This is a genomic window from Plantactinospora sp. DSM 117369, assembly GCF_053764795.1.
This window is the reverse complement of record NZ_CM132446.1, coordinates 6,406,718-6,429,780: the sequence shown is the minus strand read 5'-3', so window position 1 is coordinate 6,429,780 and position 23,063 is coordinate 6,406,718. Positions and strand designations below refer to the sequence as shown.

General features: G+C 73.7%; 12 protein-coding genes. 1 reads left to right on the top strand and 11 read right to left on the bottom strand.

Annotation, left to right across the window (positions count from 1 at the left end; all coding sequences use genetic code 11):
- Positions 1-23: 23 nt before the first annotated feature.
- The 10 genes from ACSMXO_RS27430 to ACSMXO_RS27385 form a co-directional block, all read right to left on the bottom strand.
- Positions 24-275, bottom strand: a complete 252-nt coding sequence (locus ACSMXO_RS27430) for an acyl carrier protein (protein ID WP_346261344.1) — start codon at positions 273-275, stop codon at positions 24-26.
- Positions 272-3,484, bottom strand: a complete 3,213-nt coding sequence (locus ACSMXO_RS27425; protein WP_455414391.1) for a non-ribosomal peptide synthetase — start codon at positions 3,482-3,484, stop codon at positions 272-274. Before ACSMXO_RS27425 ends, ACSMXO_RS27430 begins: the two co-directional genes overlap by 4 nt.
- The gene (locus ACSMXO_RS27420; protein WP_455414390.1) at positions 3,481-5,214 is read right to left on the bottom strand and encodes a class I adenylate-forming enzyme family protein; all 1,734 of its coding nucleotides are present in this window, start codon (positions 5,212-5,214) and stop codon (positions 3,481-3,483) included. Before ACSMXO_RS27420 ends, ACSMXO_RS27425 begins: the two co-directional genes overlap by 4 nt.
- Positions 5,211-10,868, bottom strand: a complete 5,658-nt coding sequence (locus ACSMXO_RS27415; RefSeq protein WP_455414389.1) for an amino acid adenylation domain-containing protein — start codon at positions 10,866-10,868, stop codon at positions 5,211-5,213. The genes ACSMXO_RS27420 and ACSMXO_RS27415 overlap by 4 nt, the downstream gene beginning before the upstream one ends.
- A gap of 76 nt (positions 10,869-10,944) precedes the next feature.
- The gene (locus ACSMXO_RS27410; RefSeq protein WP_455414388.1) at positions 10,945-14,031 is read right to left on the bottom strand and encodes an amino acid adenylation domain-containing protein; all 3,087 of its coding nucleotides are present in this window, start codon (positions 14,029-14,031) and stop codon (positions 10,945-10,947) included.
- Between the two features lie 84 nt (positions 14,032-14,115).
- Positions 14,116-14,862 carry an HAD family hydrolase gene (locus tag ACSMXO_RS27405; protein WP_455414387.1) on the bottom strand — a complete coding sequence of 249 codons (747 nt, stop codon included), beginning with the start codon at positions 14,860-14,862 and terminating at the stop codon, positions 14,116-14,118.
- Positions 14,859-16,232 (bottom strand): glycosyltransferase family 2 protein, encoded by a 1,374-nt coding sequence (locus tag ACSMXO_RS27400; RefSeq protein ID WP_455414386.1) that lies wholly within the window; start codon positions 16,230-16,232, stop codon positions 14,859-14,861. Before ACSMXO_RS27400 ends, ACSMXO_RS27405 begins: the two co-directional genes overlap by 4 nt.
- A 10-nt stretch (positions 16,233-16,242) precedes the next feature.
- Positions 16,243-17,712, bottom strand: a complete 1,470-nt coding sequence (locus ACSMXO_RS27395; protein WP_455414385.1) for a condensation domain-containing protein — start codon at positions 17,710-17,712, stop codon at positions 16,243-16,245.
- Positions 17,709-18,770 (bottom strand): putative sugar O-methyltransferase, encoded by a 1,062-nt coding sequence (locus tag ACSMXO_RS27390; RefSeq protein WP_455414384.1) that lies wholly within the window; start codon positions 18,768-18,770, stop codon positions 17,709-17,711. The genes ACSMXO_RS27395 and ACSMXO_RS27390 overlap by 4 nt, the downstream gene beginning before the upstream one ends.
- A complete protein-coding gene (locus ACSMXO_RS27385) occupies positions 18,751-19,461 on the bottom strand; it encodes a D-sedoheptulose-7-phosphate isomerase (RefSeq protein ID WP_455414383.1) in 711 nt (236 codons plus the stop codon). The genes ACSMXO_RS27390 and ACSMXO_RS27385 overlap by 20 nt, the downstream gene beginning before the upstream one ends.
- A 730-nt stretch (positions 19,462-20,191) precedes the next feature.
- Between ACSMXO_RS27385 and ACSMXO_RS27380 the strand changes: the two genes are divergently transcribed.
- Positions 20,192-21,361, top strand: coding sequence for a hypothetical protein (locus ACSMXO_RS27380; protein ID WP_455414382.1), 1,170 nt, complete (start codon positions 20,192-20,194; stop codon positions 21,359-21,361).
- A 40-nt stretch (positions 21,362-21,401) separates the two neighbouring features.
- Here ACSMXO_RS27380 and ACSMXO_RS27375 read toward each other — a convergent pair whose 3' ends face one another.
- The gene (locus ACSMXO_RS27375; RefSeq protein WP_455414381.1) at positions 21,402-22,949 is read right to left on the bottom strand and encodes a golvesin C-terminal-like domain-containing protein; all 1,548 of its coding nucleotides are present in this window, start codon (positions 22,947-22,949) and stop codon (positions 21,402-21,404) included.
- Positions 22,950-23,063 lie beyond the last annotated feature (114 nt).

Below are 23,063 nucleotides of genomic sequence, written 5' to 3'. Positions count from 1 at the left end.
GGTGGCCCGGCCCGGGCCCGCCGTCAGATTCCCCGTTCGCGGAGATAGTCCGCCAGCGCGGGTACGGTGTCCAGCGCGGAGATGTCGTCGTCCGGCTCCACCACCACGCCGTACCGGTGCTCGACGGCCTGGATCAGCCGCACGTACCCGATCGAGGTGAGGCCGAGCAGCCCGAGCGACTCGGGTTCGGCCAGCGCGTCCGCCGCGCTGATCTGGCCGTCGCTGGCCTCGACGACCAGGGTGGCGAGGTCGTGGTGGAGGTCGGGGACGGTCACGCGGACTCCTCCTGTCGCAACTCCTCGATGCAGCCGACCACCCCGTCGATGGTCGGGGTGTCGAAGAAGACGTCGAACGGCACCTCGACACCGAGAGCCTGCCGGATCCGGGCGGTGATCTGCATGATCGTCAACGAGTGGCCGCCCAGGTCGAAGAGACTGTCGCCCGGGCCGACCTCGTCGATCCGCAGCACCTCCCGCCAGATGCCGGCCACGGTCCGGGTCAGCGCCCCGGTGTCCGGCACGCCGGCAGTCTCGCTTCCGGCGGCCGGCGACGGGAGCTCGGTGCGCGCCGGGGCCGGCAGGGCGGCGCGGTCGAGCTTGCCTGCCGGCGTACGGGGCAACCGGTCCAACCGGACGAAGTCCCTGGGGATCATGTAGCGGGGCAGCGTACCGGCGAGGTGCGCCCGGATCGGCGCGAGATCGCCCGCGCCGACCAGATAGGCCACCAGCTCCCCGTCCCGGACCGCCACCGCGGCCTGGGCGACAGCGGGCGCGCCGAGCAACGCCTGCTCGATCTCGCCCAGTTCGATCCGGTACCCGCGTAGCTTGATCTGGTTGTCGGCCCGGCCGAGGAACTCCACCGTCCCGTCCGGACCGAGCCGCACCCGGTCACCGGTGCGGTAACACCGCTGGCCGGTCCCGTCCGGCACGAACCGCTCGGCGGTGAGTTCCGGGCGCCCCCGATAGGCCCGGGCCAGCCCGGCACCGCCGATGCACAGCTCGCCGGGCACCCCGACCGGCACCGGACGCAGCCGGGCATCCAGGACGTGCAGCGTGGTGTTGGCGAGCGGGCCGCCGATGGTGACCCGGGACGGGTCGGCCGGTATCTCGGCGGCGGTGGACCAGATGGTGGTCTCCGTCGGGCCGTAGACGTTGACCAGGCGGTCGACGAGCGGGCGCAGCCGCCGGGCGACCGGGAGCGGCAGGGCTTCCCCGCCGCTGAGGGCGGTGACCGGGGCGCCGGCCCAGCCGGCGTCGAGCAGCAGGTGCCAGCTCGACGGGGTGGCCTGCACGTGGGTGATCCCGGTGTCCCGGATGAGCCGGCCCAGCGCGGTGCCCTCCCGGACGGTCGCGTCGGCGGCGACCACGACCCGGCCACCGGTGCACAGCGGCGCGAAGAGTTCGAGCGCGCTGATGTCGAAGGAGACGGTGGTCTGCTGGAGCCAGCGGTCGGCGGGGTCGGCGCCGAGCAGTTCGGTCATCGCGGTGACGAGGTTGAGCAGTGCCCGGTGGCCGATCTCGACGCCCTTGGGGCGTCCGGTCGAACCGGAGGTGTAGATGACGTAGGCGAGCCCGTCCGGGTCGGTGGCGGTGGGTGCTGTTCCGGGCTCGCCGGCGAACTCGGCCAGCCCGTCGAGCGGCAGCAGGTCGATTGGCAGCCCGCCGAGCGCGGCGGTGGCCTCGACGTGGCCGAGGACCAGCTTCGCTCCCGCATCGGTGGCGAGGAACTCCAGCCGGTTCACCGGATAGCTCGGATCCAGCGGCAGGTAGGCCGCCCCGGCGGCGAGGATGCCCAGCACACCGGCGACGAGTTCGACACCCCGGCGGGCGCAGAGCCCCACCAGGTCGCCGGAGGCGACGCCATGCCGGCGCAGCCGGTGGCCGATCCGGTGCGCGGCGGCGACCAGCTCCCGGTAGGTCAGCGTGCCGTCGTCGCCGCAGACCGCGACCGCGTCCGGGTCGGCCTGGGCGGCCGCCCGGACGAGGTCCAGCACGGTGCCGACGGGGCAGGGCCGCGCGGTGGCGTTCAGCCGGTCGAGCAGCGCCAGCTCCGCCGGGACGAGCAGGTCCAGGTCGCCGACCGGCCGGTCGGGCTCGTGCAGCGCCGCGGCGAGCAGGGTACGCAGGTGTCCGGCGATCCGCTCGGCGTCGGCGACCGGCAGCAGCCGGGCCGGTACGTGCATCCGCCCGGCCAGCCCGGCCGGGGCGTCGACCAGATGCAGGTGCAGGGCGCTGCGTACCGTCGCCGGGGCGAGCAGCAGATCCACATTGGACGAGCCTTCCGCCGGCCGTCGGTAGCTGACCGAGACCGGCGCCATGGCGGGCCGGGGCGGCAGGCCGGGCAGGGCACGCCCGAGCGGTACCTCGCGGTGGCGGTAGACGGCTCGGGCCTCGGCCCGCACCGCGCGTACCAGCTCGGCGAAGGAGGTCTCCAGGTCGACGCCGACGGTGACGGGCAGCTCGTTGACCCACATCCCGAGTTCGTGGGCGGTCTCCGGGGACCGGGTGGAGAGGTCGATGGCGACCGAGGCGATGCCGTTGCCGTAGCGGGCGAGTACCGCGTGCACGGCCGCGAGCAGCACCTCGAACCGGGTCGCCCCGAGCGCCGCCGCCCCGGCGGTCAGCGCGGCGTCCAGCTCCGCACCCCAGTCGAGGTCGAGGTGCGTGGCGGGCTCGGCGGCGGTCGGCGTACCGGTCAGTCCGGGCAGGACCACCTCGCCGGCCGGTGCCGGGCGCGCGGACCAGAAGTCGCGGGCTGCCGGGAGCGCCTCGGCGATCCGGTCGGTCTGGGCCCGCACGGCGGCGCTCAGCCGGGCGAGTGAACCGTTTTCCACCTCCCGTTGCGGTCCGCCGGACCGCAGGGTCGGAGGCGGTGCGTCAGCGCCGCGCGGTCCAGGTTGCAAAGGGTCCAGTGATCCGGCGCCGAGGGCCCGGCCGGCGACCGCCCCGGCCAGGTCGGCGGCGAGGAGGTCCTTGCCGCCGCCGTCGAGCACCAGGTGGTGCGCGACGACCAGCACGACCGTGCGGCCGTCGTCGACCCGCAGCGCCACGCAGCGGGCGAGCGTGCCGGCGGTGAGGTCGAAGCCGGCGGTGAGTTCGGCGGCGACGGCGGGCCCGAGTGCCGCCGCACCGACCGCCCGGTGCGTGACCGGCATCGGGTCGGTGGGCGCCAGCAGCGGTTCCCCGTCGGCCTCGCGCACGCTCGTGGCGAGCAGCGGGTGCCGGGCGGTCACCACGGTCCACGCCTGGTCCAGCACCGCCGGCTCCACCGGCTCCGGCACGGTCAGCGCCACCGCCAGCAGGTACGCCGTCGAGGCGCCGCCGGCCCGCTCGGTGAACCAGACGCCCTGCTGGGCGAGGGTCAACGGGACGCCGGCCGGCGATCCCGCGACCACCTCCCGGTGCGGCCCGTCGGCTCCGGCGGTGACGGTCGGGGCGCGGGCGCCGGGCGGCTCGGGTGGAAGGAGGTGCACTGCCTGCGTCATGGTTCGCCGTGTCCTCTCATGCTGCGTCCGGTAGGCGGGTGCACGGATGCGCCCGAGTCGGGTCTGGCGCCAACCGGTGTGCCGGGACCGTCCGCACCCCGGGCGTTCCCGGTGCCGTCGGTCCGGTCGGGCTGCTCGAAGAGCGCCCGCAGGCGGTGTTTGACGACCTTGCCGCCCGCGTTGCGGGGCAGTGCGTCGACGTGGACGATCCGGCTGGGCTGCTCGTGGCCGGCGAGCCGGCCGGCGAGGAAGCCGCGTACCTCGGCGAGCCGCAGCGTGCGGGTGGCCACCAGCGCGGCGACGGGTGCCGTGCCGAGTACCGGATCGGGCAGGCCGAACACGGCGGCCTCGACGATCTCGGGGTGCTCGTGCAGGGCCGCCTCGACAGCCACCGTGGAGACCTTGTCCGCCCCGCTTTTGATCACATCGCTCTCCCGGTCGACCAGGTACAGGTAGCCGTCGGCGTCGAGGTACCCGATGTCGCCCATCCGGGTCCAGCCGTCCCGGAACACCTGCCGGGTGGCCGCCGGATCGTCGTGATAGGACCGGGCGGTACCCGCGCAGCGCAGCCACACCTCGCCGGTCACCCCGGCCGGGCACGGCCGTCCGGCGTCGTCGCAGACCCGCAGCGCGCCACCGGCGACGACCCTGCCCAGCGCGGCCGGCCGGTCCGGCTCGAAGACCACGCTGGTCTGCGTCGGTGCCGCCTCCGTCGAGGTGTAGTAGTTGACGATCGTGGCGCCCGGCAGCGCGGCCGCGAGCCCGGTCGCCACGGCGGGCGGCAGGACGGCGGCGGTCGAGCCGAGCAGCACCACGCTGGTCAGGTCGTGCCGGTCCAGCGCGCCCGAGCGGAGCAGTTCGATCGCCATCGCTGGCACCACGAAGACGCTGCCCACACCGTTCCGCTCGATCAGCCGGGCGAAGTGGTCGGGGCCGAACCGGGCCGTGACCAGCATCCCGGCGTGCGCGTCGAGCGCGTTGAACAGCATGGTCTGCCCGGCGTTCGTGCCGATCGGGAAGGCGTGCAGGAACTGCCGGGAGTGCGCCAGTGCCCGCATCGGCGGGTTGAGCCGGCAGCCGTGGGTCAGGTTGGCGTGTGTCGCGGTGACGCCCTTGGGCCGGCCGGTCGTGCCGGAGGTGTAGAGGATCTGCGCCGGGTCACCGGGCCGGGGTCCGGCCGTCGGCGTTGCCTCGGGCAGGTCCGCGACGTCCTCGGGACCCCAGCGGAATCGGACCGGCACGTCGGGCAGCTTCGCGGCCGGTCCGTGCAGTACGGCCGTCGCGCCGCTGTGCCGCAGCATGTACGCCAGTTCCGCCGGGGCGCTGCGGGTGGAGAGCGGCACCGCGACCGCACCGGCGGCGAGCACTCCGGTGTACGAGCAGGCGTACCCGATCCAGTCCTGGGCGCCGTACAGCAGCCCGACCCGGTCACCGGGGCGTACGCCCGCCGCCTCCAGCCCGGCGGCGATCGCGTGGGTCCGGGCCTGCCAGGTGCCGAGGTCGAGGGCGCCCGCACCCTGGCTGACGGCGACGTGCGACGGTTCGGTGCCGGCGCGGGCGGCGAGCATCTGCGGCACGGTCAGCGCGACCCGGCCGGCCCTGCCCAGCCGGCGGCCGGCGACCGCATGGCCACCGCCAGCGGTAGCGGCGTCGTCCCCGGCAGCGGCGTCGTCCCCGGCAGCGGCGTCGTCCCCGGCAGCGGCGGCGGCTCCGGGCGCAGGGGCGCTCATCGGGCCGCCACCCGGTCCGTGGCCGGCCGCTCGGGGCCGGCCTGCGGGGCGGCGGACTGGGCCGGCGCGGCGCGGCGGCGCAGCGCCTCCACCCCGACCTGGTCGTCCGGCTGGGCGTCCGGGACCTCGTCGTCGAAGCGGGCGATCCGGGGCAGCCGCATCGCCACCAGTGCCACGGCCGCGATGGCGACCGCGAGCAGTAGGTAGAGCAGGCCGATGCCACGGCCCTGCCCGACCCCGATGACCCGGCCGACCGTGCCGGCGAGCGGCCCGGCCGGGGCCATCAGCGGTTCGAGGAGGCGGGAGCCGACCGGGCCGACCAGGGTCCAGCCGAGGGGCAGGGTGGACCAGGCGATGACGGTGTTGATCGCGAACACCCGGCCGTGGAATCGCTGCGGCACCTTGACCTGCACGATCGTGGTGTAGACGCCGTTGAGCAGGACGAGCCACATCGAGATGCCGAACGAGCCGATCGCGATCACCCACAGCGTCGGCCGCAGGCCGATGACGAGGCAGAAGCCGGCCAGCACCAGCGTGCAGCAGAGCACGGTGAACAGCCGCCGGTGCCGTGGCCCGCCCCAGATGCTCATCGCCAGGCCGCCGAGGAACGCCCCGACACCGCCCGCGACCGAGACCTGGGCGACCTGGTCGATGCCGGCGAACGCCAGCACCAGCGGGGTCAGCATGATGAACAGCGGCGACAGGAACACGTTGAGGCTCATGAAGAACAGCAGCAGCGACCGGAAGCCCCGGTGTCCCCAGGAGAAGCGCAGGCCCTCGCGGATCTCGGCGGTCAGGCTCTCCCGCCGCCGCCAGCCCAGCGTCCGGGGAAACCGCACCAGCAGCACGATGACGATCGCGGCGGCGTAGCTGAGCACGTCGACGACGAGGATGCCGCCGAGGTCGATCACGGCGAGCAGCGCCACCGACAGCAGCGGCATCATGATGGTGGCGACGCCGGTGACCATCTGTACGACGCCGTTGGCGTGCCCGAGGTACTGCTTCGGCACCAACTGCGGGATGGCCGAGTTGTAGGCGAGGCGCTGGAAGGTGAGCGACACCGACAGCAGCGCGATCAGCGGATAGATGTGCCACACCTGGAGCGACCCGGTCCAGAGCAGGATGCCGAGCAGGAGTTGGGTGCCGCCCGCGCCGACGTCGCCGCAGAGGATCACCGCGCGTCTGCTGTACCGGTCGACGATCGCTCCGGCCACCGGCAGCACCAGCAGGCCGGGGACGAGCCCGGCGACGGCGAGCAGCGCGAAGTTCAGCAGCGACCCGGTCTCCTTGAGCACCCAGAGCGGCAGCGCCACGTCGGTGAGGGTCGACCCGAGGATGGAGACGAGCTGGGCGAGCGCGACGACCAGGAAGCGGCCCATGCTGGGCTGCGGCCCGGAGGTGACGACCCGGCTGGCCGACCGGGAGGTGCCGTGCAGCCACCAGGTCGGCTCCGTGCCGCGCGCGGGCCGGGTCAGCGGCTCGGTCCGCTCCGACACCACCGCGCGGTCGACGGTGGTGACGATCTCGGCCAGCTCCTCGGCCCGCCACCGGAGGAAGAAGTGTCCGGCCTCGTCGAGTACGACGACGGCGGTACGGTCGGTGAGGAAGTGCCACTCGGTGAACCGCTCGGCGTAGAACTCGGTCGCCGGGTCCCGCTCGCCGGCCACGGTGACGACGGGTGCGCGCAGCCGTCCGGTGCCGGTGTGCATCAGTTTCGTGAAGTACGCCTCGGCGCTGTCGGAGTCCCGGCGCATGTTCCGGATGATCTGGCGGGCCTGGCCCGGCTCGATGTCGCTCATGTCGACGCCCATCGAGGTCAGCCAGTTGGCGTACGCCTTGTCGGAGCGGATCGCCTCCATCCGGGTCAGCCGGGACAGTGCCGTCCAGACCCGGCTTCGCGGCCGGGCGAACGGGAAGATCGCTCCGATGTAGACGGCGTCGAGTTCCCGCCCGCGCTGCTCCAGCCGGCGGGCGATCTCGACGGTGAGCGCGGAGCCGACACCGCAGTGGCCGTAGAGCGCCAGTGGCCCGTCGACCTTCGCCAGGATCTCGACGGTACAGCGCTCGGCCAGCTCGTCGAAGGGCAGCGCGGCCTCGTCCAGCCCGATGTCGTGGCCGGGGATGGCGACGGAGAAGAGCCGGTGCCCGGCCGGCAGCGCGTCGGCGAGCGGCTGGTACACCACGGCGCTTCCGCCGCCGTACGGCACGCAGACCAGGGTGCGCACCCGCTCGCTTCGACGACTCCGGCTCGGCGGGTCTGGCGCCGCGCCGCGACCCGGAACCGTCGCCGGCCCGGGACGGGTCAACTCGTGTACCAGGTCCCGGGGGCCGCGCTGCCCGTGCGGCGCCGCGACGAGCCGGGCCAGCTCGCGTACGGTGCGGTGCGTGAACAGGTCCAGCACGGAGACGCCGGCCCCGGCGGCCCGGCGCAGCCGCGCGACGACCTGGACGGCCAGCAGCGAGTGCCCGCCGAGATCGAAGAAGTCGTCGTCGAGGCCGACCTGCGGCACGTCGAGCACCTCGGCCCAGACACCGGCGACCAGGACTTCGGTCTCCGTGCCCGGTGGCACGTACGCGGCGCCGACGTCGCGGGTCCGGGGCGGGGCCGGCAGCCGGCGCCGGTCCAGCTTGCCGTTCGGGCTCAGCGGCAGCTCGGGCAGTTCGACGAAGGCCGCCGGCACCATGTAGTCGGGCAGCCGCCGCTTGAGGGCGAGCCGGAGCGCGGCGACATCCACCGGGGCGGTGCCGACCAGGTACGCGGCCAGCCGCCGGTCTCCCGGGCTCTCCTCGCGGAGGACGACGGCCGCGTCCCGTACCCCGGGTTGTGCGCGCAGCGCCACCTCGATCTCGCCCAGCTCGATCCGCAGGCCGCGCAGCTTCACCTGCCCGTCGATCCGGCCGAGGAAGTCGAGGGTGCCGTCCGGCCGCCAGCGGGCCAGGTCGCCGGTGCGGTAGCGGCGCTCCCCGTCCGGGCCGGTGCCGAACTTCTCGGCGGTCAGCTCGGGGCGGTTGAGGTAGCCGTGCGCCAGTCCCACCCCGGCCAGGTGCAGCTCGCCCGGTACCCCCACCGGCAGCGGCTCGCCCCGCTCGTCCAGCACGTACACCCGGATGTTGTCGATCGGCGCGCCGATCGGCACCCGGGCGGCGCCGGTCAGCTTCTCGGCGGTGCAGTGGTACGCGGTCACGTCGATGGCGGCCTCGGTCGGCCCGTACAGGTTGTGCAGTTCGACGCCGGGCAGTGCGGCGAGGGTACGCAGCGCCAGGTCGACCGGGAGTTCCTCGCCGCTACAGATGATCCGCCGCAGCGGGCGGCACCGCGCGATCCCCTCCTCGGCGAGGAACACCGCCAGCATCGACGGCACGAAGTGCACGGTGCTGACGCCCTCGGCCACGATCAGGTCGCGCAGGTAGCCGGCGTCCCGGTGCCCGTCCGGCCGGGCCAGCACCAGCCGGGCCCCGGCCAGCAGCGGCCAGAAGAACTCCCAGACCGAGACGTCGAAGCCGGCCGGGGTCTTCTGCAGCACGGTCTCCGTGCCGGTCAGGCCGTAGCGGCGCTGCATCCAGTGCAGCCGGTTGACGACGCCGCGATGGCCGTTGATCACCCCCTTGGGCTGCCCGGTCGAGCCGGAGGTGTAGATCACGTAGGCGGGGTCGTCGGGCCCGGCCAGCGGTTCGGGGGCGGTGGTGGCGGCGGTCGCCCAGGTGGCCGGGTCGTCGAGGGCCAGCACCGGACGGTCGGTCGGCGGCAACCCGGAGCGGGCCGTTCCGGCGGTCAGTACGGCCACCGGGTCGGCGTCGGCGAGCATGAATCCGAGCCGCTCGGCCGGGTGATCCGGATCCAGTGGCAGGTACGCCGCACCCGAGACCAGGACGCCGAGCAGCGCGACGACGAGGTCCGGACTCCGGTGTGCGCAGACCGCGACGAGCCGTCCGGGCCCGGCCCCGTGCTCGCGCAGCCGGTGCGCGACCCGGTTCGCCCGGGCGGCCAGTTCCCGGTAGCTGAAAGTGGTCCCCTCGAAGGTGACCGCCGGTGCGTCCGGGGTGGCGGCGGCCCTCGCCATGATCAACTCGTGCAGGGTCACGTCCCCCGGGAAGTCGGCGGCGGTGTCGTTCCAGGCCACCAACACCTGCTCGCGGGCCGGCCCGCTGAGGGTGAGCAGCCGGCTGAGCGGCCGGTCCGGGTCCCGGGCGACCGCGTGCACGAACTCGACGAAGCTGTCGGCGATCCGTTCGACGGTCTCGGCGCCGAACAGGTCGCGGTTGTAGACGAACGCCCCGGAGACCGTCTCCCCGGCCACCAGGTCCAGCTCCAGGTCGAACCGGGTCGCCACCGCTTCGACGACGAAGGGCGCCACGGTCAGCCCCACCTCCGCGCTGTCCGGGGCCGGAGCAGGGGGCGGTGACGCGGCCGGCAGCGGAGGCGACGGCGCAGCGGCGGTGCCGGGCGCCGCCGGGGTCCGCATCGAGAGCGCGACCTGGAAAATCGGGGAACGGCCCACGTCCCGCGGCACGTCCAGCTCGGTGACCAGCCGCTCGAACGGCAGCTCCTGGTGAGCGTACCCGTCCAGCACGGTGTCCCGGATCCGGGTGACCAGCTCGGGAAAGGTCGGGTCGCCGTCGGCGTCGACCCGGGTGATCAGCATGTTGACGAACATGCCGATCATCGGCTCCAGTTCGGCGTGGCTGCGCCCCGCCTGTGGCGACCCGATGGCGAAGTCGTGCTGCCGGGCGTAGCGGGCCAGCACCGCCGCGTAGGCGGCGAGCACCACCATGTAGAGGGTGGCGCCGTGGTCGAGCGCCAGCCGCCGCAGCGCGGCGGTCGACCCACCGTCCAGGCGCACGCCGACCGGCGCGCCCCGGAAGGTCGGCTCGGCGGGTCGCGGCCGGTCGGTGGGCAGCTCCAGCGGGGGTACCCCGGCCAGCCGGGCCCGCCAGTAGGCGACGTCGCGGTCCTCGGTACCGTCGGCGAGCCGCTGCCGCTGCCGTTCCCGTTGCCACAGCGCGTAGTCGCCGTACTGCCGCCGCAGCGGCGGCAGGGGATCGGCCGGAGCGGTCCGCCCGGGGTTGCCGGCAGCGGCGAGCAGGGTGAGCAGTTCGCCGACGAGCAGGTCGGCCGACCAGCCGTCGCAGACGATGTGGTGCAGGGTGAGCGCGAGCACGTGGTGGTCCGGGCCGACGGCGTACAGGGCGGCGCGCAGCAGCGGACCCCGGGCCAGGTCGAACGGCTCGGCCAGCCGGGCCCGGACGGCGTCGCGCACCCACGCCTCCCGGGCCGCCAGGTCGGCACCGGCCGGCTCGGCGACGTCTAGCCCGATCGAGACCGTGTCGTCGATGTGCAGCACCGGCTGGCCGTCCACTGTGGCGTCGAAGCGCATCCGCAGGCTCTCGTGCCGCGCCGCAACCGTGTCCAGGGCGGCGCGCAGCGCGGTCGGGTCCAGCCTCCCGTGCAGCCGCAGTACCACCGGGACCGTGTACGCGGCGGTGCCCGGCGCGTACTGCTCCATGAACCACAGCCGCTCCTGGGCGAGCGAGAGCGGTACCGCCGCCCCCGCCGGCCGGGCCGGGACGACCTCGGTCGGCGCGGCCGCCGGCTTGAGCCGGGCGGCGAGCAGCGACCGCTTGGTGGCGGAGAGCTGGTCGGGAACGGCGGTCATAGCCGTGCCTCCGCGGCCGTGCCGGCTCGGTCTTCGGAGCCGGGGTGCGGCGCCGGATGCCGCCTGGTGTGGTCGATCAAGGTCCTCCCGTCCGGGTGGCGGCGAGCTGCGCCGCCGCCTCGTCCTCAGTGAGCCGGTCGATCTCGGCGATCAGCGCGGCCTCGACCGCGCGGGCGAAGCCGGCGACGGTGGGGTGCTGGAACAGCAGCCGGACCGGCAGGTCGAGGCTGACCGCCGCCCGCAGCCGGGCGATCACCCGCATGGCGAGCAGCGAGTGTCCGCCGAGCGCGAAGAAGTCGTCGGTCGCGCCCACCCGGTCGACCGGCAGCAGCTCGGCGAAGATCCCGGCGACCAGTTCCTCCGCGTCGGTACGTGGCGCCTCGAACCCACCCCGGACCTCGTCGCCGACCGAGGGCACCGGCAGCGCGGCCGTGTCGACCTTGCCGTGCGGGGTCAACGGGAGCGCGGCCAGCGGCACGACCACGCTCGGCACCAGCGGCGCGGGCAGCCGGTCGGCGGCGTGGGCGCGGACCTCGTCCACGGCGGCGGTGCCGGTCACGTACCCGACCAGGGTGTCGCCGAGGGCGGTGACCACGGCCTGGCCCACCTCGGGGTGCCCGGTCAGCACCGCCTCGACCTCGCCCGGCTCGATCCGCATGCCGCGTACCTTGAGCTGCCGGTCGAGGCGGCCGAGGAACTCCAGTACCGGCTCGTCCCGGCGCCACCGGGCCCGGTCACCGGTCCGGTAGAGCCGACCGCCGCCGTACGGGTCGGGGCGGAACCGCTCGGCGGTCAGGTCCGGCCGGCCGAGGTAGCCGTCGGCGAGCCCGGTACCGGCCAGGCACAGCTCGCCGACCGCCCCGCGAGGCACCAGCCGCCCGGCCTCGTCGAGCAGGTACGCCCGGACCCCGCCGATCGGGCGCCCGATCGGCGGCCGGCGACCGGTGTCGGCGGCCCCGAGCTCCACGGCGGTGGCGATGATCGTCGCCTCGGTCGGCCCGTACGTGTTGATCAGCCGGATCCGGTCGCCGTGCCGGTCCCGCCAGCGGGCGACCGCGGCCGCGTCGACCTGCTCGCCGCCGAGGATCAGCAGCCGCAGCGCCGCCGGCCAGGCCGGCACGAGACCCAGCAGTTCCTGCCAGTACGCGGTCGGCAGGTCGAGTACGGTGATCGCCGGGTCGGCGGCGAGCAATTCCGGCAGCGACTGCGGCCCGTCGGGCAGCAGCACCAGGGTGGCGCCGGCCGCCAGGGTCGGCCAGATCTCCTCGGCGTGGGTGTCGAAGCTGAGTTCGGCGAACTGCACCACCCGGTCGGTGCCGGTCAGCCGGTAGGCGTCGACCATCCACCCGGCGCGGGCGTCGAGGGCGGCGCGGCCGACGAGCACCGGTTTCGGGGTACCCGTAGAGCCGGAGGTGAACAGCACGTAGCCCGGGTCGGGCGCGGCGGCCGGCGCGGTCGAGCCCGGCCCGACTCCTTCGACGGTGAGCACGGCGGCGACGGCGGCCTGCGCGACCAGCGCGGCGCGGCGCCGGGCCGGCAGTCCCGGATCGACCGGGACGTAGCCGGCGCCGGCCCGCCAGGTCGCCAGCAGGGCGACGACCAGGTCGGGGCCGCGCGGCAGGCTCACCCCGACGAGCTGCCCGGGCTCGACTCCGGCGGCGCGCAGCGCATCGGCCAGCTCACCGGCGCGCGCCCACAGCTCCCGGTAGCTGACCTGGTCGGCGCCGCTGGCCAGGGCGACCGCCTCGGGCGCGGTCTCGACCGCCCGGGCGATGCGGGTGAGCAGCGGCGGCGGGCCGGCGACGGCCGGCCCGGTGCCGATCCGCAACAGCTCGGCCCGGGCCGCGTCGTCGACCAGCGGCAGCGCCCGCACCGGGGTGTCCAGGTCGGCCAGGACGGCGTGCAGCACGGTGGTGAACCGGTCGGCCAGCCCCTCGGCGGTGGCCGGGTCGAACAGGTCGGCGCTACAGGTGAGCAGGATGTCCATCCGGACGTCGTCGGGCCGGACGTTGATCGCGGTCGAGCTGACGAAGACGTCCATGGCCACGTCGGTGATGGTGCGGCGCGATCCCTCCCCGAACGCCTCGACCGCGATGCCATCGAAGCCCTCGAAGCCGGTCGCCGAGACGTCCATCGTGGAGTGCAGGGTGAAGGTGGCCTGGAAGAGCGGGTTGCGGCTCGGGTCGCGGTGCAGGTCCAGGTCGGCGAGGAGCTGCTCGAACGGGATCTCCTGGTGGGCGAAGGCGGCCAGGCAGTTCGCCCGGGTCCGCAGCACCAGGTCGCGGACGGTGACGTCGCCGGAGAGGTCGGCGCGCAGCACCAGCATCCGGGTGAAGTAGCCGAAGACCGACTCCACCGCCACGTCGTCGCGGCCGGCCACCGGCGTGCCGACGCAGATGTCGTGCTCCCCGCTGGCCTGGGCCAGGGTGAGTTGGTAGACCGTCATCAGCAGCATGAACGGGGTGCAGCGCAGCTCCCGCGCCGCGCGCTGCACCGAGACCCACAGCTCGCCGTCGCACTCGCGGACCGCCGCGACCCCCGCCGTGCCGCGTACCGCCGGGCGGGGCCGGTCCGGCGGCAGTTCGAGTACCGGAGGCCGGGCCAGCGCCGCCCGCCAGTACGCCAGCGCGGCGTCGTCGACGGTCTGCTGGGCGCGGGCGTGGTCGAGGTAGCGCAGGCTGGGCGGGGTGGGCTCGATTCCCCGGTACGCCTCGGCGACCTGCCGGTAGAGCAGGTTCATCGACCAGCCGTCGCCGACGATGTGGTGCACGGCGGTGCAGAGCACGTGGGTACGCGGGTCGAGGCGGAGCAGGCCGACCCGGATCAGGTGCCCCTCGGCGAGGTCGAACGGGCGGGCGATCAGTTCCTCGACGGCCCGCCGGGCCTCCTCCTCGCCCGACACGTCGACCCGGCACACCGGGGTCGTCCGTGCGGCGAGTACCTCCTGCACCGGTACGCCGCCGGATTCGACGAACCGGGTCCGCAGGCTCTCGTGCCGGGCGATCACGGTGTCGAGGGCGCGGATCAGCCGGTCGACGTCGAGGTCGCCCCGGAGCAGGACGGTGGTGGAGATGGTGTACGCGGCGTCGCCCGGGTCGAGCCGGTCGAGAAACCAGAGCCGCCGCTGTGCCGGGGTCAGCGGGCCGCGATCGTGCTCAGCCATGACAGACACGCCCCTCGTGGGTTGGGTCAGGGACGTCGGGGCGGCAGCCGATCGCGGCGGCCTCGACGTTCGCGACGCGGTAGGTCATCGGCCGCTGCCTCCCGGGCCGGCGATCGCGGCGGCGCCGGGCGCCAGCAGCCGATCGAGCAGTGCCGGCAGCCCTGGATGGCGCCAGTCCGGGAAGACCGCCGTCGCTCCGGCCGCGCCGATCGACGCCAGGTAACCCGGGTCGGGCACGGTGGGCATCGCCACCACCGGACTGCCGGCGGACCGGGCCGCGGCGACGCCGGTGACCGAGTCCTCGAAGACCAGTTGGTACGCCGGCGGCACGCCGAGCCGTCTCGCGGTCTCCCGGTAGACGTGCGGCGCCGGCTTCAGCTCCGGTACGTCCTGCGCCGCCACCACCCGGTCCGGGCCGATCAGTTCGAGCAGTCCCGCCCGGCGCAGGATGCCGAGCGCGGTCCCGCGCTCGGTGACGGTGCCCACGGCCAGCAGGACGCCCCGGCCGGCCAGCCGGTCCAGGACCTCGGCGACCCCGGCACGCGGCACGACCTCCTCGACCGCACCGACCAGCGCCGAGAAGTACCGGCGCTTCGCCGCGAGCACCTCGACCGGCGAGACCCCGGTGTCGGACAGCGCCGCGACCTCGGCCGCCACCCGCGGGTCGGGGCCGCCGATGAAGTGGGGGAGCCGGAGCAGGGCCTGGTCCCAGGTGAGCGCGACCCCGACCTCCCGGGCCGCCCGCAGCAGGGCGCCGTGGTGGAACCGTTCCAGGTCCACCAGGGTGCCGTCGAGATCGAAGGCGACGGCTGACAACCGGCTGCCGGTCACCGCCGACCACCACTTCGCGCGGGCCCGACTCCGGGTGGTGCCGCCGGGGCCGCCCTCGGTCCGGAACGCGATGGCACCGACCCGGGCCGGGTCACGCTGACGACGGCCAGCTCGTCGTCCTGGTACGAGATCGTCGCGTCGTAGCGCGGGGTGAGCATGGCGAGGAAGTAGTCCAGGTCGTCGATCATGCCGATCCCGTCGGTGGGGTCGCGGCGCAGTCCCTTCGACTGGACCAGCAGCGCCATGTCCGCGATGCGGAGGCTGTCCAGGATCAGCGCGGAGAGGTCGATCGGGGTGAGCATGCGCCACAGGTCGAGATGCACCGCGTAGTCGAAGGAGCCGTCCGGGTACGGCGTCCGGACGCCGAACAGGTGCGGATTGTCCGGCCCGTACGGCACCGCGTGGTCGATGCTGGTGATCCGGCCTGCCGACGCCGCCGGGTCGACGTCGAACCCGATCCAGAGGCTGCTCGCGGCGTCCGGCAGGTCGACGGCCTTGCGTACGGCGTCGCCGGTGACCCGGCCCGGGTGGTCGCGGACGAACTCCCGGCAGTCCTCGTAGAACGGCAGGGTCCGGGCGACCCGGCGGTGGTTGTCCGATGGGTGGGTGAAGAACTCGATGTCGTAGTGCCGGTATTTGCGGACCAGGTACGGCAGCACCGGCTTGGTGTTCTCCCACTCCGTCGCCCAGTCCCGGAAGTGCGGCGTGTGGTAGCAGAGAGCGTCCGGGTCGTAGCGGAACCGGCTGCTGTCCCGGCCGAAGTGCCGGTAGATCCGGTAGGTGAAGTCGGTGTCCTCGTATCCCCACTGGACGAACGCCTCGTCGAAGCCCCCGACCTGGAGGTACAGCTCCCGGGGGAGCGAGAGGTTGTGCGTGAACCCGAACATCCAGCCGGTACGCCGGTAGACGTCGAAGCCGCCGCCCCGCCCCGGCAGGTCGCGATGGTCGCCCTCCATCGGCAGCAGCTCGGCCTCGTCGGGAATCGCGTGCCGCAACCTGGCGAACGTCCCCCAGCTCGGCTCGATGCGCCGGCCGTAGACGACCTCGGCATCCGGGTCGCGGGGCCGGCGCAGGTGCCGTTCGACGAGGTCCGGGGCGGCGTAGGAGTCCGCGTCCATCAGCAGCAGCAGGTCGGCCCGGGACCGGGCGACCCCCGAGTTCCGGGCCGCCGACCGGCCCCGGTTGGTGCCGTGCCGGACGTACCGCAGGTGCAGGTCGGTCTCGTAGCGGCCGACCACCGCCCGGACGTCCTGCACCGAGGCGTCATCGACCACGATCACCTCGAACCGGTCCCGGTCGGCGGTCTGGGCGACCAGGGACCCGAGGGTCAGCTCCAGGCAGGTGACCTGGTTGTAGGTCGGCACGATCACGGAGAGCACGTCAGGCCCCCGGCCGCGGGTGGCAGTTGTCGTCGACGGCGCGGCTGGCCGCCCCGGCCGGCGGCGCGATCCCGACCAGCTCGGCCACCCGGTCGGCACCGAGGTCGCCGACGTCGAGCAGCTCGATCAGGACGAGTTCCAGCCCGGCGAGGAGCTTCCGGGCGTCGGCGGCGGTCAGGCAGCGGCTGTCGCAGAAGAGTTCGAGCACGGCGCGCGAGCGCAGCGACTTGACGTGCAGGTACAACGTCAGCCGCTCGCTGTCCCGGCCCTCCAGGTCCGACACCCGAGTGGATCCGGTCAGCTCGCGCAGCTCGGCGACGTCGTAGCTGGTGGGCGGCGCCCCCGGGACACCGGGTTCGGGCACCACGTTGACGGTGCTCGACAGGTCGATGTCGACGCCACGCCGGGTCCGCACGGTCTCCAGCAGCCGCGCGACGTCCCGGGGGTCGCTCTGCCCGCGCAGGTACGCCAGCGTCGACGCCCGGTGCGCGGTGCGGATGGTGCCGGCCAGCGACCCGCCGTCCAGCTTGATCAGCGCCGGCGCGCCCTGGTAGAAGGTCCCCACCGAGGCGGCGTCCACCGGGGTGAACCGGTTGCCGCCGGCGAGGAACAGCGGCACCGTCCCGGTGCCGGCCCGGATGCCGATGATCGTCGCGAGCACGCCCAGCAGCACGGCGGCCGGGCCGACCCGGTGCCGCGCCGCGACGGTCTGCGCGGCCGCCGCCAGCGCCACCGAGTGCAGGCCGACGCCCGGGAAGAGCGGGGTCTCGCCCGGCCCTCGCGGGGTGGGGAAGGCGGTCTGCGGCATGGCCTCCAGCACCCGGCGCCAGTAGGCCAGCGAGCGGTCGTTGGCCTTGCGGCCCGGCTCCGACGCCTCGTACGCGACCCGGGCGAGGGGCTGCCAACCGGCGAGCGCCGGCGCGGCGCGGTCGTTCCGGAGCAGGTCGAGGAACTCCCGGCGGAGCACGAAGCACCCCCAGGAGTCGACGGCGAGGTGGGAGAAGACGAACACGACCTGCCGGGGACGGCCACCGGCGGCGACGAGGCACACCCGCAGCGGCCACTCGTACCCGTGCCGGAACGGTTCCCGCCAGAGCCGCTCCTCGGCCTCTTCGGCGAGCCGGTGTACCCCGCCGGGGACGGTCTCGCAGACCTCCACCGACAGGTTGCCCGCCGGATCGCGGTGCTGCCGGGGCTCGCCGTCCGGGCCGACGGTGAACCGGGTCCGCAGCACCTCGTGGCGACGGACGAGGGTGCGCAGGGCGGTCAACACGTGCTCCCGGGTGACGTCGCCCGGCAGGTGCACCCGGAACCGGATGTTGAGGTAGTGGTTGGTCGGGGCCAGCGACTCCAGGATGTTCCAGACGAACCGCTGCCCCCAGGTCAGCTCGCCGCTGCCCTCGTCCAGCCCGGCGAACTCCAGCGACAACCGGTCGCGGAGCGTCGTGTCGGGTGTTCCGCTGCCCGTCATGGCGCGTCGGGGGTCGGGTCCGTGCCGGTGCGGCGGTAGAGCAGGAACCAGTCACCGGCCCCGACCAGGTCGCGCACGTCCGGGTCGGCGATGGTGGGCTCGCGTGCGGCGAGGACGTAGCCGTACCGTTCGAGCACCGGGGCGAAGTCCCGCCGGAGGTAGTCGTCCTCCAGGCTCAGCAGCCGGTCGCCCTCGTTCGGCACGATCATGAGCGTGGGTACGCCGCACCGGGCGAGCAGGTCGATCCAGGCCTCGATCACCGAGATCGGCATCTCCGAGAAGCTGTGGATGTTGACCGCCAGGTCCGGCCGCTCCGCCGCCAGCCGCTCCGCCATCTCGTCGAGCCGCAGCACCGTCGCCTTGTGGTCGACCTCGCGATATCTCAGGTAGTGCTCGCTGAGGAACGTCGACTCCGGGATCGCGTCGACACAGAGATAGCGCTTCAGCCCGGGAACGGCCTCCACCATGCGGTGCGCGAGGCGGCCGTACCCGGCACCGATGTCGACGACGGTGTAGTCCGCCCTGGAGAGCAGCCCCCAGTGCCGGTCGAGAAAGTAGATTTCGTTGATCGAGTCGAGCAGGTCCCGGCTCGACGTCGGCAGCGTGTCGAAGTCGAACGTCCAGCAGCCGAAGGCGCCGTCCTCGCTGGTCCGGTCGAGCAGCTTGTGCGTGTCGAGCGAGCTGACGTACCGCGCGAAGAGGAAGAACTTCAGCCGGGCGTTGTCGCCGAGCTGGCGGAGCTGCCAGACGTAGGCGTTGTCGCCGCGGAAGTATCTGAGGTTCAGGTCGCGCAGGCGGCGGCTGCGCCGCCAGAACCGGCCGGGCCGGAACGGCGACGCCAGCCTGCGGTAGCGGGCGCGTAGCTGCACGAGGTCGGGATTGCGGTCGTCGAGCACCGCGGCCAGCTCGGCGGGGAGTGGGCGGGAGTCGTCGTACCGCCCGTGGCCGGCGTGGATCCGGTAGCTGGTCAGCTCGGTCGACGTCCGGGTCAGGGTCAGCCCGAAGAGGCCGACGAGGTAGCGAACGGTGAGGAAGACCCTAGAACTGTAGTGATTCACCGGGCTCGCCAACCTCCGCACGCTCCGCCGTGGCACCGGCCGGACCGCCGTCGCCGGTGGAGCCGGTGTACCGGCAGGGGTCGCCGCCACGCAGCACCCGTACCGCCATGTGGCCGAGCGCGACGTGCAGGTCCTCGGTCAGCCCGTAGTCCGCCTGGCCGAAGACGACGAGCCGGTCCGCGAGCCGGGCGAGGTCACCGGCGTTGCCGAGCGCCGCCAACACGGTCATCCCGAGGTGACGGCCGGCCGTGGCCGCCCGGACCAGGTTGGTCGAGTGACCGCTGACGCTCAACAGCAGCAGCACGTCGCGCGGCCTGCCCCAGCCGACCAGTTGCCGGGAGAAGATCTCGTCGTAGGAGTGGTCGTTCGCGATCGCGGTGACCCGGGCGATGTTCTCGGTCAGCGCCACGACCTGCGGCGCACCGCCGAGTGGGCCCGCCGCCGCCATCAGGTCGCTGGCGATGTGGATGGCGGCCGTGCTGCTGCCGCCGTTGCCGGCCACGAAGACCCGGCTACCCGAGTGCAACGCGAGGACCAGTGTCTCCAGCAGATCGGTCACCGCGCCGGTCTCGAGCTGGGCGAGGGCCAGCGTCAGATCGTCCACGTACTGCTTGACCACGGTCTCGGCCCCGGTCGGTGCGGGGCCCGCCCCCGCTGCCGGGGCGAGTCGCTCGTTCGTCGGGACGATCATCGGAACGAACCTTTGTCCACCTGAACCGCGCGGCGCTCACGCACCGCGTCCGACCGTGCGGTCCGGCGGACCGCAAGGGGAGGCTGAAAAAGGTTCAGTGCGGCGACCGAGCGGGTTCCGAATGCGATAGGTGCAGCACATCCGGAACGCTTTTTCGGTAACTGCCGGAGACCCCGTTTCGGGGGTTGCGGTGCAATTGTCGACGTCGATTGTCCGACCAACGCAGGCTCCTCCTCGACACGTCGTGCGAGGACGGTGACAGACCGCGGCGCTGCGCCAGGTCGCCGTTCCCCCGTGACCCGTGTGGAAGATAACAACCATCGATGGGTACGGCAACCCCGAGATCGTGTTCACCCCGTCTGGCCTGTGCGTTTGCCTGCTGACCCCGACTTGTGGCGGCCGCCCGGCGGAATACCGAGATGGACGCTTCCGGCCCGCTCGGTCCCGAAATCGACCACTGCCAACCGTCCGGGCGAAATGCGCCGACGGTTCGTACGTGTTTGTGGTCCAGGATCGGCACACAATCGCTGCTCCGGTGCATTGCCGAATACGTTGTTCGACGACCGTCACCCAGCCGTCGGGTCGGGGGAGTGGCCGAGTCGAACCGACCCGTCGAGCCACCGGGCAGCCCGAAACCGAGGTGTCGGCGAGGTGAAGGCCGGACGCCGGCACCAGCCGCAGTGCCGGCCTGGACGGCGGCTCTGTCGGGGGCCGGTAGTAGCTTTCCGGGGTGACCGAGATCGACACCGCGCGGTTCGCGACCCTGCTACACGCGTACGGCCGGGCCAGCGATACCCCCGAGCACCTCGCCGCCCTCGCCGGTGGCGACCCGGCCGCCCGGCGGGCCGCACTGGAGCACCTGTGGTCGGCCGTGATCCACCAGGGCACACCGTGGACGGCGACCCCACCCGCCGCCGTCGCGGTCGCCGCGCTGCTCGGCGATCCCCGGCTCTCCGGCGCCGCCGATGCGGAACTCCGGGCCAACCTGCTCGGCTTCCTCGCCGCCGTCGCCGAGGCCGGCCGGTCGCACCCCGACCTCGACGAGTTCGCCGCGCCGGTCGGCGTCGACGTGGACGCCGCCCTGGCGGCGGCGCTCGACTCCGGCGACGAGGACGAACTCTATGCCGACGAGGTGCTGGCCAACGCCCTCTACGCCCGCGCCGTGCTCGGCTGCCGCGATATCGTCCCCACCCTGCTCGCCGCGGCCACGTCGGCGCTGTCCGACCCCGAACCGGCGGTACGCGCGGCCGCGGCGCACGCGGTCAGCGTGTGCAGCGCGGTACCGGCCGGCACGACCGAGGCGGCGGGGCTCGCCGAGCGCCTCGACGCCCTTGCCGCCGAGGCCGGGCCGGACGAGCGTGCCGCGCTGGTCCTGGCCATGGGCGAGCTCGGGCTCGGGCCGCGCGCCTACCTCGACGACCCGCATCCGGGTGTGCGGGCCTGCGCCGCGCTGGCGCCGACCCTGGCTCACGATCCGACCGCCACCGCCGAAATCCTCGCCGCCCTGGCAGACCCGGCCGCCACCGACGACTGGTTCATCCACCGCCCGCCGCAGCTAGATACCCGGATCCGGTTCGCGCTCGTCGCCGCGGCGATCGCCCGGGTCGACGATCCCGACCGGCTGCTGCCGGCCGCGCTGGCCATCGCCCCGATCGCCAGCCGTTACACCGTCCGCCACGACTGGGGGCCGCTGCTGCACGCCCTCTTCGCCGGGCGCGACCCCGGCCCGCTGTCCCCGGCCCAACGCCGCTACCTCGGCGCGCTCGTCGCCAACGAGGACCTGTGGGACCCGCGCAACGGCACCGTCGGTCTGGTCTTCCGCGACGCCGGCCTGCCCTACGACCGGGACGCCTGCGGCGACCTGGTCAGGGACCAGACCCCACGGCCGCCGGCACGCTAGGCGGGGAACCGGTGCGCTCGGGCCGTGGCGCGCCGGACGCTCAGACCCGGGTGACCCGCACCGCGTCGGCGACGACGTAACCGGTGCCGGATGTCCATCGACTCACTCCCACCGTGTTCGCATCCCCTGCGGCCAGCGTGAACACCCCGAGTGACACCCATCGGCCGCCGTTGACGCGCTGGTTCACCCGTACTGTCTGGTTGCCGCTGGTGGTGGCCACGATGAACGGCGTCGAGTCGTTGTAGCCAGGGTCGGCCGGATACCAGACCGAGACGGCGTAGCTGCCGCTCTCCGGGACGTTCATCCGGTACCAGGCGACGTCGCTGGAGAGCACCGGGTCGGCGAACCGGTAGTCGGCTCCGAACCTCTGGCTGGAGTAGCTGGACGTTCCCCAGTTCGCGCTCGCGGTGAACCGCCCGGCCGTGGTGTTGTCGACCGTACTGCTCCACGCCTGTGCGGTCGAGACGAAGCCGATTCCGTTCGGGACCGCTCGTTGCGCGCCGTCCGACGGGGTGTTGCGGACCGATACCGACGTCGCTCCGGGCATCCGGGCGACCAGGGTGCTCGAACCCCCGCCGTCGAGGTTGATCGCGTCGTCGGCGCCGAGCGACTTCATGTAGTTCGCGAGTTCCACATAGGTCATGCCGACGCTCGCGCTGGACCGGCCGTCCACGACGACCATCCACATGGTCAGGCCGTCCGCCGAGAAGCCGACCGCCGTCCGTGGATTCCGCGGATGGGAGACCGTGGTGGCCACTCCGTCCCTGACCAGTACGAGATTGCCGCCGATCGCGACCTGGGCTCCGGCCCCGCCGCGCGGCGCGTAGTTGACGGTGACCGGGTCGCCGACGGCGATCCCGGCCAGGGCGTCGGCACCGGCGTTGACGCCGAGCACGACGACGGACCCGGCCGGCACCTTGCCGCCGGCGGTGGTGCTGACCCTGCTGACCCGGCCACCGGTCACCTCTACCTCGCGGCTGCGGGTGGCGCCGTCGAGTACCTGGCTACGCGGCTCGTCGCCCCAGAGGGCGTTGTAGACGCCGATGCCGTCGGCGGCGATGTTCGGTGAGTTGAGATTGGTGGCGGTGAGTTGGGTACCGCCGGGCAGCGTGATCTTCGCGTCGAGGAAGATCTGGGCCAGGCCGCCCCGGGTGCCTGTGCCGTTGGCGTAGAGCGCGGCCACGTTGTTCCAGCCGGAGGCGGGGCCGTTGAGCAGCGTGCCGTCGTCCAGCCCTATGCCCCGGGGCGCCCCGGTGGCGCCGATGTCGAAGAAGTCGCCGTTCACGGCGGCGACCGCACCCACCCGGTTCGCCTGGCTGCTCAGGGTGGCTGTGGCGCCGACGGTCCCCGGATTGAGGTACTTCGGCTTCAGGGTGGGCTCGGACAGGTTCGCGGTGAGGATGTTGATCTGATTGGGGCCGGCCGTCGAGGTGGTGCTCAGGGAGAGGCCGGGGGCCAGCGGCGTGGTGGCGAGCGTTCCGACGTCGGGGTTGGCGGTGACCGCGACCGCCGGGGCGGGCGTCGCGGTGCCGATGCCGACGAAGGCGATCAGTGCGGACAACGGGACGGCGAGGGCTGATCGTCGCATGGCGTCTCCGGTGAGAGCAGGGGGCGAGCTCGGAGATCGAGGGACTGGCGAAAGTTATTGTCGCCCGTCGATGCGCGCTTGGCAACAATCTCCGCACGGCGCGACGGGAAGTCC